Source organism: Billgrantia antri, assembly GCF_019430905.1.
Classification (GTDB): Bacteria; Pseudomonadota; Gammaproteobacteria; order Pseudomonadales; family Halomonadaceae; genus Halomonas; species Halomonas antri.
In genome coordinates this window covers 602,002-617,050 of record NZ_JAHYCA010000001.1, presented here as the reverse complement: position 1 = coordinate 617,050, position 15,049 = coordinate 602,002, and the positions used below count along the sequence as shown (strand labels likewise).

The following is a 15,049-nucleotide window of genomic DNA, read 5'->3' as shown; positions in this document are numbered from 1 at the left end:
CGAGACGATAACGCCAAGGATAGCGGTCAGCCCACGCCCGACGAAATGCAATGCGTGCCGGAATGAAAGATAATGAGCAAGGTAACGAAACGACACGCATACCGTGAGGCGACATGAACCCCACCATCGAACTGCTGAAATCCCACCGCTCGATTCGCAAATTCACCGACCAGAAGATCCCGCACGAGCTGCTGGTCGAGCTGATTCGCGCCGGCCAGGCCGCCGCGACATCCAGCCATGTCCAGGCCTACACCGTCATCCACGTTAAGAACCCGGTAAATCGCGAGAAGATCGCCGAGCTGGCCGGCGGCCAGGCCTACGTGGCCAACGCTTCCGACTTCCTGGTGTTCTGCGCCGACATGAAGCGGCCCACCGAGGCCTCGGAGCGCACCGGCGCCAATGTCGTGCGCGGCATGACCGAGCAACTGCTGGTGGCCAGCGTCGACACCGCGCTGATGGCGCAGAACGTCGCCATCGCCGCCGAATCCGAGGGCCTCGGCATCTGCTACATCGGCGGCATTCGCAACAACCCCCAGGCCGTCAGCGACCTGCTGCACCTGCCTGAGCACGTCTACCCGGTGTTCGGCATGTGCCTCGGCTATCCGGACGCCGACCCCGACGTCAAGCCGCGCCTGCCGGTGGAAGCGATCCTCAAGGAGGACTTCTACACTGACGACAGCGATCAGGTCGCCGCCTTCGACGACGCCATGCAGCGCTACTACGGCGAGCGTCGCGGCGGCAACAAGGATGCCAACTGGTCGAAGAACCTGACCCCGCTGTTCGACAGCAAGCTGCGCGCCCACATGCGCGACTTCCTGACCCAACGCGGCTTCGAGATGAAGTAATGACCTCCACCGAGCCTCGTATCACCCTGAATCCGCTGAGGCACCGGGTACAGGTGACAATCGGCGACACCCGGCTCGCCGATACCACACGCGTTCTCGAGCTGCGCGAGCGCGGCTACCCGCCGCGGTTCTACGTTCCCCGCGAAGACGTGCGCATGGACCGGCTGACCCGTTCCGATACCGTGACCCACTGCCCGTTCAAGGGCGATGCCGCCTACTTCTCGTTTGGCGACCGGGCCGATGTGGCATGGAGTTACGAGCGGCCGCTGGAAGGCATGGAGGTGATCGCGGGATACCTGGCGTTCGATGACGACAAGGCGCTCGTGACGGAAGTCCCCTAGGCGGAAGGCCTCCGGGGCCTGGGCTATGCTTCAGCTCGTGGAACATACCCCAGGGAGAGGTGAGCATGGCCAAACGCTTCAAGGTGGGCGATCACGTCAGCTGGAACTCCGAGGCGGGCCGGGTAAGTGGCAAGATCATCCGCGTCCACACCCGGGAGACGGAGTTCAAGGGGCGCAAGCGCCACGCCAGTGAGAACGAGCCGCAATACGAGATCCAGAGCGACAAGACCGATCACATCGCCATGCACAAGGACTCGGCGCTGACCAAGCTAAAGGACTAGCTATCCGGGAGCGCGCAAGCCCGCGGTTGCTCTCTCCTTGAGCAACCACGACCCCAGCCCGGCGACGGCGAGTCCCAGAACGGCGAAGAGCAGGAAGGTGATGACATGGCCTTCGCTACCGACCAGCCAGCCGGCTAGTGGAGAACCGGCGACCTGGCCCACCGAGGTGGCCAGCAGCGGCAGCACCGGGGCGAAGGCGGGGGCCTCGGTCATGATCTGGGTGCTCCTGACCAGGTAGAAGCCGGTCAGCATCATGTACCCGGCGCCGAACAGGGCCGCGGATGTCATGGCGAAGGCAAAGTTGCCGGGATCGATGGCCAGCAGCGCAAGGCTGGCGGACATCACCGTCAGGCTGCCGGCATGGCTCGCGGCCGGCCCGAAGCGCGAGATGAGATCCCCGGCACCGGCACCCGTCAGCCCCCCGAGGCCGACCGCCAGCCACATCCAGGCGGTATTGCTCGGGGTGAGTCCCCCGGCGTTGATTACCGCATCCGGGGCGAACACCCAGTAGGCCGCGCTCACGCATCCCATGCAGACTGCCAGGCCGCTCAGACGGGCGATCCCGAGCCATTGCGCCCGGCTGACGGGCATGGCCAGCAGGCGGGGCCGCGAAAGCGACATGCGCTGTTCGTCCCGAGGCAGATAGCAAAGCGCCGACAGGGCAGCCAGGGCCGCCAGGACAGCGAAGCCGGTGTAGGCGCTGCGCCAGGCCTCGGCCCAGAGCAATACTGCCGGCATGGCGAGGGCGATACCGAGGCTCGTACCTGCATTGATCGTGGCGTTGACGCGTCCGCGCAGCTCGGGCGGCACGACGCGGAACACCGCCTGCACCATGACCGGCGACGACAGGCCGGTGCTGATGCCGCAGATCAGCACACCGGCGGCCAGCAACAGCGCCGACGGTGCCTGCGCGATCGTCAACAGCCCGATCCCGGCCAGGCCGGCGGCCGCTACTCCCGCGCGGCGAACCCCGAGGCGGCGCGTCACCCAGGGCGCGGCAAGGATGGCGAAGACGAAGCTCAGGAAGGGCAGTGCGCCGATGACACCCGCCATGGTCGCGGAGATCGCCAGCTCGTCGCGCATCGAGGGCAGGAACAGGCCGAACACGAAGCGGGCCAGACCGTAGGTGATGGCGATGACCCCGCTGCCGAGGGCCGCCATGCCGAGAGAAGAAAGAGGCCTCATGGCGTACCGCTCCGGGCGGTATCGAGAAGGGCGTCGGTCACCGCCCGGGTATCGTCCAGGGCCCTCTGCATGCCCATCAGCACCACGGCCGTATTGCTTCCCTCGAGCACCATGAAGAGCCGCCGCGCCAGGTCGTCCTGACGCTCGAGGCCATCGCGTGCCACCGCGGCTTCGAGGCGTGCCAGCAGGTCGCGCTTGGCGGATATTGCCAGCGCATGGACTTCGGCGCTGTGCTCGGCGAACTCGCCCATCGCCTTGACCATGATGCAACCCAGCTGGCTGTTGCACTCCAGCCATTGCCCATGGGCCTCGACCAGGGCCCGTGTCGCCTCGCCCGGCGGGGCGCAGGCCACCGCCGCATCGAGGCTGGCGATAAAGCGCTCATGGCGGGCCTGCAGCACGGCCGCCACCAAGGCCTCCTTGGAGGCGAAGTGGTTGTAGAGCGTCATGCGCACGACGCCGGCCGCCGCCACGATGCGGTCGATGCCGGTGGCGTGGAACCCCTGCTCATAGAAGAGACGCTCGGCCGTGGCGAGCAGCTGATCGCGCTTTGAGGCTGGCATTGAAGACGCTCCTATATAGACCGATCTATATAAACTTGAGAGCAGTTAAATACAGAGCGGCGACGGTGTCAAACCGTCACGCCTTGACCTGGGCAACAAAAAGGCCGCTTCCCTGGGAAAGCGGCCCTGTACGTTACGGATGACTTATCTAGCAGTCGGTATCACCTACCCGACATGCTGGGATTTTCGATAGCGGTTCAGGCCGCTCCCGGCTCCCGGAAGTTATGCCAGGCATGATGGTAGAGCACGCCAGCATAGCCGTTGCGCTGAATGATCTTGAGAATCTTGGCGGGGTTCTCGTCGTCCAGGGCCTTGTGCAGTTTCGCCCGCTGCTCTTCATCGAGGGCCTCGTACCAGTGGTAGGGCGCGCCCTGGGCATTGCTATCCTCGGCCTTGCGCATCAGGTCCATTTCGATGCGCCCGCCATGTCGATACAGGATGTCGTAGCCCTCCTGCAGCTGGGATGACGGCACGTCGCACGGCTTTTCGAGACCTTCCAGCACGTTGTAGTAGTAATAGCTCAGCGGTTGCATGTGGCTCCTCCAGCGGTATGCCGTTGCTTGTCTACCAACCTGCTTTTCTACCTTCATCCTGCCTGAGGCAAGGCGGCGGGCTCAACGGAAAAAATGTAAGTCTCCGCTCACCCGCACACCTCTGCGGAGCCATGGCGAAGCCGCGCGGCAAGGGCCTTGCAAGGGCTGCCCGCGCACGACGTCAGCCGCCGAATTTCTCGTTCTCGCCCAAGTTCGGCGTGGCATCCTTCTTGACATTGGCCTTGGCGAACTCATAGAGCTGGAACACTTTGCTCTCCTTGGCCTTCCAGTGCTCGCCCATGGTCACCTTGACCTCCAGCAGCGCAAGATCAGGATCGTCCTTGCCGTCGGGAAACCAGGCCGCGACGAACGGATTCCAGTACTTCTCGATCAGCCTGCGGTCGGCGGTCAGGTTGGCCTTGCCCGAGAGCGAGACGTATACCCCCTCTTCCTGGTCGGAAAAGCTGAGGCAGACGTCGTGGTCGCGATTGGTCTCGGAAACCTTCTCGGCACTGCGCCGGGTGAAGAACCACAGCGTGCCGTCGTACTCGTCCTGCACCAGATGCATCGGCCGGGCGCGGGGCATGTCGCCATCCAGTGTGACCAGCATGCCGACCTGTATCTCCTTGATCATCTTCCATATCTTCTGCTTGTGCTCAGGGCTGGACATGGCTTCAACCTCCTGTCGAAAACGGTGCGGCGAATAGGCGTCATCCGGCAATGCCGAACATGACGAGATCAGCCTAGTAACCCGGAGCCACCCCGGCAAATGACCTGGCAAGGCAGTACATCGAACATGGCGTGTCACCTGCGCTCGCGAGCAATGTTGGCGCTAAACTGAAGTCAGCAGGGGGCGACGACGGGATGGGGCAGGCGATGAACTACGAGCAGGTGGTGAAGAACCTCTGGCGCCATGGCGACGGGCAGCTGCCCGACCAGGCCGCCAGGGTGAAGGAGCTCATTCGCTATGCCACCCTGGCCCCCTCCGGCCACAACACCCAGTGCTGGCGCTTTCGCATCGCCGAGGATGCCATATCCATCTTGCCGGATCTCACCCGGCGCACCCCGGTCGTCGATCCGGATGACCACCACCTCTACGTCTCGCTGGGATGCGCCGCCGAGAACCTGAGCCTGGCGGCGCGGGCGCTCGGCATGCAGGGCGAGGTCAGCTTCCATGCCGAAGGGGCCGGGGAGGTGCGCGTCACGCTGGCGCCCTGCCAGCCCGAGGTTTCCCCACTATTCGATGCCATTCCGGCCCGCCAGTGCTCACGCACCGACTATGACGGCTCGCCCATCGCCGACGAGCAACTCTACCTGCTCCAGGCTGCGGGAACCGGGCAGGGGGTCTCGATCAGCCTGCTGACCGAGAAGAAAGCCATCGAGAACGTGCTGGAATACGTGCTGCTTGCCAACGGCCGACAGATCGGCAACCGGGCGTTTCGGCAGGAACTCGAGACCTGGATCCGCTTCGGGGACCAAGAGGCGATCACGGCCGGGGATGGGCTCTTCGCCCGCTCGATGGGGAGCCCACCGACCCCGCGCTGGCTAGGCCGCTGGCTGTTCCGTGCGCTGCTGCGGCAAGGCGCCGAGAACGCCAAGGTCGCCCGTCAGGTGCGCAGCTCCGCCGGCATTGCCGTGTTCATCTCACAAGCCGACGACCAGGCGCACTGGGTCGAAGCCGGGCGCTGCTACCAACGCTTCGCCCTGCAGGCGACGACGCTCGGTATCTGCAACGCCTTTATCAACCAGCCGGTCGAGGAAGCGAGCGTGCGCCCGGCGTTTGCCGATGCGCTGGGGATCGTCGGCGGCCGCCCCGACCTGGTGGTGCGGTTCGGCCGGGGCAAAGCGATGCCGCGCTCGCTGCGCCGGCCGGTGGAGTCGGTGCTCGTCACCACCGCCAGCGCATAGGATGGCATGCCTGAACCGTCTACCATTCGGCTAGGCACGATTTCTCCCTACTCCCTAGAAGGACCGATCTGCCTCACGCGACCTCCTTACACGAGCGCTACGTTTACGCAACATGGTCCAGATCGGCAGCAAGAGGAACAGCATGCTGAGAATGAGAAAAGCGGTGCTTGGTACGCTCTCGAAGAACGTCATGTAATCCCCACGCGACATCAACAGGGCACGTCGGAAATGCACTTCCATCATAGGGCCGAGAATGAAGCCGAGTAGCAGTGGTGCGGCTGGATAGCGAAGACGGATAAGGAAGTAGCCGATCACGCCGAAGAAGAGTGCCGTGTAGATATCGAACACACTGGATCGCACCGAATACACACCGATGCAGATGAAAAACAGCATCGCGGGGTACAGCATGTGGTAGGGAATCGACAGCATGCGCACCCAGAGGCGGATCAATGGCACATTGAGTATCAGCAGCATGATGTTGCCGACGCCAAAACTGACCACCAGACCCCAGAACATTTCCGGATTGCTGGTTATCAGCATTGGCCCGGGAGTAATGCCGTGGAGAATCATCGCACCGAGTAGTACCGCCATGACGGCGTCACCGGGAATACCCAGGCTCAGGGTGGGAATGAATGCCGCCTGTACCGCCGCATTATTAGCGGATTCCGGCGCGGCCACGCCGCGCAGTTCACCCTGGCCGAGTTTTTCCGGATTTTTCGCCAGCTTTTTCTCCGCCGCGTAGGACATGAAGGCGGCGATCGCCGGGCCGGAACCGGGCAAGGCACCGACGAAGGTGCCGATGCCGGAGCTACGCAGCATGGTTTTCAAAAGTCCGTGCCATTCCGCCGGCTTGGGCATCATGGACTTGAACGTCAGGCCGCTGGCCTTTGGCGGCGTATGACTCTCCTGTCCCAGGTTGGCGAGAATCTCGCCAACGCCGAACAGGCCCATTGCCAGCGCCACCAGACTGATGCCGTCGGCCAGGGCCAGGGCGCCGAAAGTGAAGCGCAAGGCGCCAGATGTCTCGTCGGTACCCACCAGCCCCAGCGCGATGCCTACGATCACCATGGCCATCCCCTTGAGCGGCGACCCTACCGACAGGGTGGATGCGGCTACCAGACCCAGCAGCATGATCGAGAAGTAATCCACGGGACCAAAACCCATGGCGAATGAAGCAATCACCGGCGTGAAACCAAGCACCATGAAGATAGCGACGATGCCGCCGATGAAGGAGGCGATGGCGGCCGTGAACAGCGCCACACCGGCACGTCCCTGCTTGGTGAGCTGGTTGCCATCGAGGCAGGTCACCGCCGCCGAGGCGGTGCCCGGAAGGTTGAGCAGGATCGCAGCGATCGAGCCGCCATACTGGGCGCCGTAGAAGATCCCGGCGAGCATGATCAGTGCGACTGGCGGAGAGAGGTAGTAGGTCATCGGCAATGCCAGGGAAATTGCCGCCAATGGCCCGATGCCCGGCAGCACGCCCACGAAGGTGCCGACCAGAACGCCTACGAAGCAGAACAGCAGGCCTTCCAAGGAGAACGCGATCTCGGCGCCGAGCGCCAGATTCTGGAAGATATCCATCAGCTCACCATCGAATCGCGGCGACCGGAATACCGAGGCCGTATATGAAGACCGAAACGCCGAGTACGCTCAGGCACACCGCGGTAGCGATTGCCGCCAACGGACGCACCGGTTTTTCGGAGAGAGACACCAGCATGACCAGAGCCAGGGTGGCGGGCACTAGGCCGGTGCGCTCCAGTAACGCAGCGAATGCCACAAAACCGGCAGAAATCATGAGAATTGGGCGGGGAATCCAGAAATCCTGTTCTTTTTCCGTACGCCACTGCTCCGCTGCCAAGAGGACGGAGAACAATAACAGTACTGATCCGACCATTATCGGAAAGAACCCCGGCCCCATGCGGCGCAGCGAGCCGATATCGTAGCTGCTTCCCTGCCAGATGATGTAGAGCCCCAGCAGACCCAGCAGCAACGCGGCGCCGAGCTGTAAGCCGTTAATGGGACGTGTCATTTATTGTTCTCCTCTCGGATGCGCACCTAGAGCTTGTGAGAATGGCGTCAGTCAGCGCCTGCCATGGATGGCGACAATGAATCCGGGTCCTTGAAGCGGCGCAGCAGCGTGTCCGTAGCGCGGGCCAGCAGGGCGGTATCGGCCCCCACGGCCAGGAACCGACAGCCGGCGGCGAGATGCTCGCGGGCCAGCTCCTCGTTGACGGTGAGCGCACCGGCGGGCTTGCCTGTCGCCCGGATACGCTTGAAAGCGTCCAGTAACGCTGCGTTCACCGCCGCATGGCCGGCCTGGCCGAGATACCCCATGTCCGCAGCCAGATCGGCGGCACCGATAAAGATTCCGTCAACGCCTTCCACCGTCGCAATCTCTTCCAGGTTGTCGAGCCCTGCACGGCTTTCCACCTGCAGCAGAAGGCACAATTCCTCATGACAGCAGTGAATGTAGTCCGGCACTCGCCCCCAGCGCGACGCCCGCGCCAGGCCGGCGCCCACGCCGCGACGCCCATGCGGTGGGTAGCGGGTGGCCTCGACGATACAACGTGCCTGTTCGCGGCTTTCCACCATCGGCACCAGTAGCGTCTGTACGCCGATGTCGAGTAACGGCTTGAGGGTGTCGGCATCGCCGTTTATCGGCCGCACCACCGGATGGGTGGCGTAGGGAGCCACCGCCTGCAGCTGCGCCAGGATCGAACGTACGTCGTTGGGGCCGTGCTCGCCATCGATCAGCAGCCAGTCGAAGCCGGCGGAGGCGGCGATTTCGGCGCCGTAGGCGTCCGCCAGGGCGCACCACAAACCGATTTGAGGTCGACCCTCTGCAAGGGCTTGCTTGAAACCGTTCATCGGAAGTTTCATGACGCCTCCTCTAGACGAAGCGCAGGCCGATAGCTCCCAGCGGGCCGTAGTCCACGTGGAAGGTGTCGCCGGCGGATGCCGCCACCGGGCGGGTAAAGGAACCGGCCAGCACGATTTCCCCGGCCTTCAGAGTGACGTCGTAGGGGGCCAGCTTGTTGGCCAGCCAGGCGATGCCCTTGGCGGGGTGGCCGAGTACACCGGCGGCCACCCCGGTTTCCTCTACCAGACCGTTGCGGCTGCACACCGCTGCGCTCCAGCGCAGGTCGATGTCGAACGGGCGGATGGGGCGGCCGCCCAGCACCACGCCGGCGTTGGCGGCATTGTCGGAAATGGTGTCGAACACTTTGCGCGGTGCACCGGAGGCCGGATCCACCTGACGCACACGGGCATCGATGATTTCGAGCGCCGGTATCACGTATTCGGTCGCGCGCATCACGTCCAGTACGGTGCAGTCGGGGCCAGTCAGGTCCCGCGCGAGTACGAACGCCAACTCGACTTCCAGGCGCGGCACGATGAACCGCTCTACAGGGATCTCGACGTTATCCTCGAAGAACATGTCGTCGAGCAGTACGCCATAGTCCGGTTCGTCGATGCGTGCGGACAACTGCATTGCCCGGGAGGTGAGGCCGATCTTGTGACCCATCACGCGCTGGCCGCGTGCTACCTTAATATCGACCCAGGAGCGCTGGATGGCGTAAGCGTCTTCGAAGCCCAGTTCCGGATACTGTAGGGTCAGGTGATCGATCTGGGTGCGTTCGTTCTCGGCGCGGTCGAGCCGTTCGGCCGCAGTGCGGATGGCGTCGTCGCTGAGCATCACGGTCTCCTCGCGATTATCGTGTTGTATAGGGCGCCGATGCTCTCGATCTCAGTGACCACCTCGTCGCCAGGCATCACGTTGACGGTGCCTTTGGGAGTGCCGGTGAGGATCAGGTCGCCGGGCTGCAAGGTCATGAAGCTGCTGAAGTACTCGATCAGGAAGGGCACGTCGAAGAGCATGTCCCTGGTAGTACCTTCCTGAGTAGTGACCCCATTGACGCGGGTGGTCAGGCTCAGGTCCATGGGGTCGGGAATATCCGCGGCGTCTACCAGCCATGGGCCGATGGGAGTGCAATTGTCGCGGCTCTTGATCCGGAAGTTGGGCCGATAGAAGCCTTCCAGATAGTTGCGTACCGCGTAGTCGTTGGCCACCGTGTAGCCGGCGATGTAAGCGTAGGCGTCGGCCTTGGTCACGTTGCGTGCCGGCCTGCCCACCACGATTGCCAGTTCGCACTCGTAATGCATGTTGCTGGCATCGTCCGGGCGTGGCGTGAAGGCGCGATGGCCCACCAGGGTGTTGGCGCCCTTGAGGAAGACCATGGGCTCATCCGGTGCCTGGGAGGCGATTTCCGCGGCATGGTCCGCGTAGTTCAAGCCCAGCGCCAAAATCGTGCCCGGTGTCACCGGCGGCAGCCACACCACCTCGGTTTCCGCCACGCGCCGGCCATCCGCCAGGCGTACCATGCCGCTGTCTTCCCAGGCCTGCTGGACGCGGCCTTCATAGGCGATCCGTGCGTGCTTCATGCGGCTTGCTCCCCTTCGCGTACCAGAGGGCTCTCCAGACGGCCCAAGCCGTCGATTTCAATCGCTACGACATCGCCGACGCCGGCCAGCGGCGCACTCGGGGAGACGCCGGCTAGAATCAGGTCGCCGGGATAAAGGCTGGTAAAATCGGAAATCTCGGCGAGCAGCGTAGGCACCGGCCGTACCAGTTGATCGAGACGAAACTCATGCCTGCACACGCCATTCACATAGGTGCGAACGATGAAGGTGGCTGGGTCCGGCAGGTCGGAAGCGCTCACCAGCCGGGGACCGATAGGGCAGAACCCATCACGGCACTTATGCTTGAGTGGCTGCCGAAACAGGCTGTCGTGGGGCACGGTGATGTCGTTCACCAGCGTGTAGCCGGCGATCGCCTCAAGGGCCTGCGCCGCATTGGCACGGGTCAGGGTCGTCTTGATCACGATGCCCAGGGCCGCGCCCACTCGCACCTGATCCACATCGTCGGGGATCGGTACCGGCTGGCCGGCGGCGATCTGGGTGTTGGGAGTCTTCACGTACAGCACGGGGCCGGTAGGCACTCCATGATAAGGTGCTTCGTAGATGGCATCGCCAAGCCGATCCAGTTCTTCCTGGACGTTGAGCAAGCAGCCGTAGACGGAGCCGCTCAGTAAGGCCCCACCCGGGCGCAAGATATCGGATGTCATAGTCTCTCCTTAAGCATGGGCCTAGTGGCGGCGGGCCTGAACTTCACCAAGCCTTTTGGCGATCAATTCGGCCTGGTGGCGGATCAGCGGTATCAGGCTGGCGAGCCGCTCCGGGCTGAGGCGGTCGGCCAAGGCGGATACCGCCACCGAAGCCACCAGCTGTTGGTTGGCATCGAATACCGGCAGTGCCAGTGCTCGTGTGCCGGGCACGACGCCCACCTTGCTGTAGGCATATCCCAGAGAACGGGTTTCGTTAATGCGCCGACGCACCTCGCTCAGGTCCAGGCCATGGCTGGCGAGACGCTGCTCGTTCCCCAGGATGACTTCTTCGCTATCGTCCGGGTCGGCGAAGGCCAGCAGCACCAGGCCGGAGACGCTTACGCCGAGAGGCCGGCGTGCTCCCACCTCGATGGACAGCACCTTGACCGGATAACTTCCCGTCTTGCGGTCGACACAGATGGAATCGAACCCACTGCGGATGGTCAGGAAAACGCTGTCACCACACTGCTCCGCAATGTGGCGCAGGTAGGGTTCGGCCACCGACTTCACCGGCACCCGGGCGGCTCGCGACATTCCCAGTAGGGAGAGCTCCGGGCCGACCATGTAGCGCCGCGTGTTCGGATCCTGTTCCACTGCCCCTTCCTCGATCAGGGTGCGCAGGATGCGATGCACCGTGGGCCGGTTGAGGCCGGTTTCGCGGACGATATCGGTGATGCGTACGCCATGCTCCTGGCCGGTAGCGAGTATCCGAAGAATCGCCAATGCTCGCCGGATGCTGCGCGCGCCCAAGGTCTTGCCGCCCTCGGCCATGTCGTCGGAGTGAATATCCGAGTGGACTTCAGGCGGAAGGGTGCCGTCGTCATGGCTCATTGTCGGGCCTCGATGATGGTCTTGGGTGTCTGTGCCACCGGCTTGAGCTGACGAACCTCCCCCAGGGTGGCGTAGTTGGCGCCAGCGATGCGACACACAGGCTGCAAGGCGAGGGTATCGATGCGACCGTCTTGGTAGAGCCTGTCCTGAACATGGACTTGGCAGACCTGGCCAACGAAGAACTCGGCGCCTGTATCGCCGTAAGCGGTGACGCTGTGCAAGCGGCACTCCAGGCTGATCGGCACCATTTCCAGGCGCGGCGGGGCGACGGTTTCCGACGGAAGTACCGTCAGTCCCAGGCTTTCCACCTCGCTTTCATGAGCATCGTATTCCACCGCGCTGGCATGTACGGCTTCCACCATTGACCAGTCAGCGATATTGATCACGAACTCATCCAGCGCGCGGATGTTGCGTGCCGTGTCCTTTTCGAGGCCGGCTTTGCGACCGATGTTCACGCCTACCAGCAGCGGGCTGTTGGAGACGAAAGTGAAGCAGCTGAACGGTGCCAGATTGACTACGCCCTGCTGGGATTGACTGGTGATCCAGGCAATCGGCCTGGGCACCACGATGCCGCTGATCAAGCGATAGCATTCCTGTGGCGAGAGAAGGCTGGTATCTATTTACATTAGCAGTTCTTCACGTAGCCGATCGAAAAGGGATGCCTGGAAGCTAATCGCACTGCTTGCGAACGGTCAACGAAGCGCTGACAGATAAGTCCACATTGTGGACTCTCGTAGAGGTGTGGGCTTGGATAAGGCTTTTCTCAACTCGCTGTGGGCCATCCATTTGGTAAGGGGTGGGTAGGCGGTACTCGCAATGCGTGGCCAGGCAAGTCCGTCAGGTGGACTTTATCGAGCCGTCAGGGTTGAAGGCGCAGCAAGAGATTAAGGAAAGTAATCCTGATGCTTCGAGGTGGCTCGCCCGCCCGAAGTCGAACGAATGACATAAGAGTCGTCAATTTAGGAGAACAAAAATGCGCCTGCTCAAGACAGCGACTTTGCTCTTGTTTTTATTAAGCTTGGCCAGCGGAGTCCAGGCATCCTGGCCGGAGAAGCCGGTACACCTGATCGTGCCTTATCCGCCGGGCGGTAACGTCGATTTTGCTGCTCGCATCGTCGCCGAGGGCCTGGAGGCGGAGTTTGGCCAGCCATTCGTGGTAGAGAATCGCCCCGGTGCTGGCGGCATGATTGCTGCGAATCATGTCGTCAATTCTGATAACGACGGCTACACGCTATTCGTCGCTCCCAACGGTCCGGTGTTATTCAGTCCGCTGCTGTTCCGCCAGGAGAACTATTTCTGGCGGGACGACTTTACGCCCATTGGCCCCATCTCCTTCGTGCCCCTCGTGCTGCAGGTACATCCAGAGCTGGGTTTGACGAGCGCCGAGGAGCTGTTCGAACGAGCCAAGGCACAGCCTGGCGAGCTGACCATGGCTTCCCCCGGCGCGGGCACCCAGAACCACCTCATCAGCGAAATGCTCCAGCGTGAGCTGGAGACCGAGTGGCTCACGGTGCACTACAAGGGCAACGCCCCGGCCACTACTGACCTGCTTGGCGGCCGGGTGGATTTCAACTTCGACCAGTACACCGTAGCCAAGCAGTACATTACCAGCGGCAAGCTGCATGCGTTGGCCGTTTCCTCCCCTGAGCGCCTGCCTTCCCTGCCGGATGTCCCCACCCTTGAGGAACTGGGCTATTCCGAAGCGGTAACGGAAACCTTTACCGGACTGTTCGGTCCGGCGGGTATGCCTGAGGAAATCGTAGGGAAACTCAATGCGGCCCTGGAGACGATCCTCAGCGACCCGGAGGTAGCAACCAGGTTCGATAACGCCGGCGCCGATGCTCGATCCATGGACGTCGACGAATTCAAGGCTTTCCTTGATGAGCAGTACGACCGCTGGGCTTCCCTGATCCGCAGCGCTGATATCCAGCTCTAGATAGAGGAAGCCCTGCATGTCACGACGTAAAAGCGTCCACAGCACCGGTTTTCAGCACGCCAACCCGATTCCGGCCGCGAGCCGGATCGGTGGCCTGCTGGCCAGCGGCGTGATCAACGGCACCGATCCTGAAACCGGGGAGCTGGGTGCCGACCTGGCAACCCAGTGCGCCTACATGTTCCGTCATGTACGCAACATCGTCGAAGCCGCCGGTGGCAGCACGGAGGACATTCTGAAGATGACGGTCTGGCTTCAGGACCGCTCGCAGCGCGACGCCTTGAATGCCGAATGGCTGAAGATGTTCCCGGACCCAGACTCCAGGCCGGCACGGCACGCCATCCAGAACCCGGTCGAGTCGAAGTTTCTGATTCAGTGTGACGTGCTCGCGGTGATCGGCCAGCCGGGCGCACTCTGATGTACGCAGCCCTGGTCGCACCCGATGCGATCAATTGCCTCGATAACGGCAGGAGCCACCATGCCCGAGTACTACCCTTTCAACCCGGAACCTCGCGCGGCCCAGCAGGCGCCGCCGATGAACAGCTGCGACGCCCAGTTCCATGTGTTCGGTCCTACGGACGTCTATCCGCCGCGTCCGGAAGCACCGTTCAACATGCCGTCAGCAACTATTGGGGCGGCGCTCAAGATGCACCGTGCCCTGGGTATCGAACGCGGGGTTATCGTTCAAGCCACCACCTACGGCGCCGACCACAGCGTCATTCTGGATGCCCTTGAGCAGGCCGGCCCCAACTATCGTGGCTGCGCCAATGCCATCGTGCTCAAGGAACGCGAGGAGGCGTACATCGAAGCGCTGCACAACGCGGGTGTGCGCGGCGCGCGGTTCACCTTTCGCAAGGAATTGGGCGTCGGCCTGTCGCCGAAGGAGTTCCGGCTCGCCGCAGATCGCCTTCGAGAAATGGGCTGGTACATGAAAATCCAGCCGGAGAAAAATGGCATCCTGGAAAGCGTCGAACTCTACGAAAACATAGATACTCCAGTGCTCATCGATCACTTGGGGCGGGCCGATGCCGACCTGGGTGTGGCCGACCCCAATGTTCAGAAGACCATAGAGCTGCTCAAGAAGGGCAATTTCTGGGTGATGCTCTCGTTGGGCGAGAAGATTTCCACTCAAGGGTATCCCTGGGATGACGTCCTGCCGATCGCGCGGGCCTATATCGATGCCGCCCCTGATCGTGTGGTGTGGGCCAGTGATTGGCCGCATCCGCTTTCCAAGTCACCGCCGCCCAACGATGCTGAATTGCTCGAGCTACTCTATCGCTACGCACCCGATGACGCGGAACGACAAAAGATCTTGGTCGACAATCCAGCGGAACTCTTCGGCTTCGAACGTTGAGGCTCCAGCTCACTAGAACCTTGGCCTGACATATCTGCGGTCTTCCGACCTAATTCTGACTGGAGAAACTACCCGGGTGACACCATATTCTCGTCAATGTCACCCATTTGGAG

The 15,049-nt window shown here is 62.7% G+C and carries 19 protein-coding genes; 7 read left to right on the top strand and 12 right to left on the bottom strand.

All coding sequences use genetic code 11. From position 1 onward, the window contains the following. Positions 1-113 precede the first annotated feature (113 nt). From nfsA to KPL81_RS02760, 3 genes are all read left to right on the top strand, one after another. Positions 114-845 carry an oxygen-insensitive NADPH nitroreductase gene (nfsA, locus tag KPL81_RS02770; protein WP_219790594.1) on the top strand — a complete coding sequence of 244 codons (732 nt, stop codon included), beginning with the start codon at positions 114-116 and terminating at the stop codon, positions 843-845. Then, positions 845-1,186, top strand: coding sequence for a DUF427 domain-containing protein (locus tag KPL81_RS02765; RefSeq protein WP_219790593.1), 342 nt, complete (start codon positions 845-847; stop codon positions 1,184-1,186). The genes nfsA and KPL81_RS02765 overlap by 1 nt, the downstream gene beginning before the upstream one ends. 65 nt (positions 1,187-1,251) lie before the next feature. Continuing rightward, positions 1,252-1,467: a hypervirulence associated TUDOR domain-containing protein gene (locus KPL81_RS02760; RefSeq protein WP_219790592.1), complete on the top strand. Its 216-nt coding sequence runs from the start codon at positions 1,252-1,254 to the stop codon at positions 1,465-1,467. Here KPL81_RS02760 and KPL81_RS02755 read toward each other — a convergent pair whose 3' ends face one another. From KPL81_RS02755 to KPL81_RS02740, 4 genes are all read right to left on the bottom strand, one after another. Then, positions 1,468-2,652 carry an MFS transporter gene (locus tag KPL81_RS02755; protein ID WP_219790591.1) on the bottom strand — a complete coding sequence of 395 codons (1,185 nt, stop codon included), beginning with the start codon at positions 2,650-2,652 and terminating at the stop codon, positions 1,468-1,470. Beyond that, positions 2,649-3,215: a TetR/AcrR family transcriptional regulator gene (locus KPL81_RS02750; protein WP_219790590.1), complete on the bottom strand. Its 567-nt coding sequence runs from the start codon at positions 3,213-3,215 to the stop codon at positions 2,649-2,651. The genes KPL81_RS02755 and KPL81_RS02750 overlap by 4 nt, the downstream gene beginning before the upstream one ends. 197 nt (positions 3,216-3,412) lie before the next feature. Next, positions 3,413-3,748, bottom strand: coding sequence for a hypothetical protein (locus KPL81_RS02745; RefSeq protein WP_219790589.1), 336 nt, complete (start codon positions 3,746-3,748; stop codon positions 3,413-3,415). A 181-nt stretch (positions 3,749-3,929) separates the two neighbouring features. Continuing rightward, positions 3,930-4,418: a pyridoxamine 5'-phosphate oxidase family protein gene (locus KPL81_RS02740; protein ID WP_219790588.1), complete on the bottom strand. Its 489-nt coding sequence runs from the start codon at positions 4,416-4,418 to the stop codon at positions 3,930-3,932. Between the two features lie 206 nt (positions 4,419-4,624). Here KPL81_RS02740 and KPL81_RS02735 point away from each other — a divergent pair, with 206 nt between their 5' ends. Continuing rightward, positions 4,625-5,656, top strand: a complete 1,032-nt coding sequence (locus KPL81_RS02735; RefSeq protein WP_219790587.1) for an Acg family FMN-binding oxidoreductase — start codon at positions 4,625-4,627, stop codon at positions 5,654-5,656. A 54-nt stretch (positions 5,657-5,710) separates the two neighbouring features. Here the strand turns inward: KPL81_RS02735 and KPL81_RS02730 are convergent, their stop codons facing one another. From KPL81_RS02730 to KPL81_RS02695, 8 genes are read right to left on the bottom strand one after another with little or no spacing between them, the layout of a single operon-like run. Beyond that, positions 5,711-7,237 carry a tripartite tricarboxylate transporter permease gene (locus KPL81_RS02730; RefSeq protein ID WP_219790586.1) on the bottom strand — a complete coding sequence of 509 codons (1,527 nt, stop codon included), beginning with the start codon at positions 7,235-7,237 and terminating at the stop codon, positions 5,711-5,713. A 4-nt stretch (positions 7,238-7,241) separates the two neighbouring features. Then, positions 7,242-7,685: a tripartite tricarboxylate transporter TctB family protein gene (locus KPL81_RS02725; protein ID WP_219790585.1), complete on the bottom strand. Its 444-nt coding sequence runs from the start codon at positions 7,683-7,685 to the stop codon at positions 7,242-7,244. Between the two features lie 47 nt (positions 7,686-7,732). Then, positions 7,733-8,536: a 4-hydroxy-2-oxoheptanedioate aldolase gene (gene hpaI, locus KPL81_RS02720; protein ID WP_219790584.1), complete on the bottom strand. Its 804-nt coding sequence runs from the start codon at positions 8,534-8,536 to the stop codon at positions 7,733-7,735. A gap of 10 nt (positions 8,537-8,546) precedes the next feature. Beyond that, positions 8,547-9,350: a 2-oxo-hept-4-ene-1,7-dioate hydratase gene (hpaH, locus tag KPL81_RS02715; protein ID WP_219790583.1), complete on the bottom strand. Its 804-nt coding sequence runs from the start codon at positions 9,348-9,350 to the stop codon at positions 8,547-8,549. After that, complete coding sequence (locus KPL81_RS02710) at positions 9,350-10,096, bottom strand: fumarylacetoacetate hydrolase family protein (RefSeq protein WP_219790582.1); 747 nt, start codon at positions 10,094-10,096, stop codon at positions 9,350-9,352. The genes hpaH and KPL81_RS02710 overlap by 1 nt, the downstream gene beginning before the upstream one ends. Continuing rightward, positions 10,093-10,779, bottom strand: a complete 687-nt coding sequence (locus KPL81_RS02705) for a fumarylacetoacetate hydrolase family protein (RefSeq protein ID WP_219790581.1) — start codon at positions 10,777-10,779, stop codon at positions 10,093-10,095. The genes KPL81_RS02710 and KPL81_RS02705 overlap by 4 nt, the downstream gene beginning before the upstream one ends. 21 nt (positions 10,780-10,800) lie before the next feature. Next, a complete protein-coding gene (locus KPL81_RS02700; protein ID WP_219790580.1) occupies positions 10,801-11,649 on the bottom strand; it encodes an IclR family transcriptional regulator in 849 nt (282 codons plus the stop codon). Then, entirely contained in the window at positions 11,646-12,230 is a 585-nt protein-coding gene (locus KPL81_RS02695) for a flavin reductase family protein (RefSeq protein WP_219790579.1), read from the bottom strand. The genes KPL81_RS02700 and KPL81_RS02695 overlap by 4 nt, the downstream gene beginning before the upstream one ends. Positions 12,231-12,622: 392 nt before the next feature. Here KPL81_RS02695 and KPL81_RS02690 point away from each other — a divergent pair, with 392 nt between their 5' ends. Genes KPL81_RS02690 through KPL81_RS02680 form a run of 3 tightly spaced genes read left to right on the top strand, consistent with a single transcriptional unit; the run spans position 12,623 to position 14,936 of the window. Continuing rightward, complete coding sequence (locus tag KPL81_RS02690; protein ID WP_219790578.1) at positions 12,623-13,585, top strand: Bug family tripartite tricarboxylate transporter substrate binding protein; 963 nt, start codon at positions 12,623-12,625, stop codon at positions 13,583-13,585. A 16-nt stretch (positions 13,586-13,601) separates the two neighbouring features. Beyond that, positions 13,602-14,000: a RidA family protein gene (locus KPL81_RS02685; RefSeq protein ID WP_219790577.1), complete on the top strand. Its 399-nt coding sequence runs from the start codon at positions 13,602-13,604 to the stop codon at positions 13,998-14,000. A 60-nt stretch (positions 14,001-14,060) separates the two neighbouring features. After that, a complete protein-coding gene (locus tag KPL81_RS02680; RefSeq protein WP_219790576.1) occupies positions 14,061-14,936 on the top strand; it encodes an amidohydrolase family protein in 876 nt (291 codons plus the stop codon). Positions 14,937-15,049 lie beyond the last annotated feature (113 nt).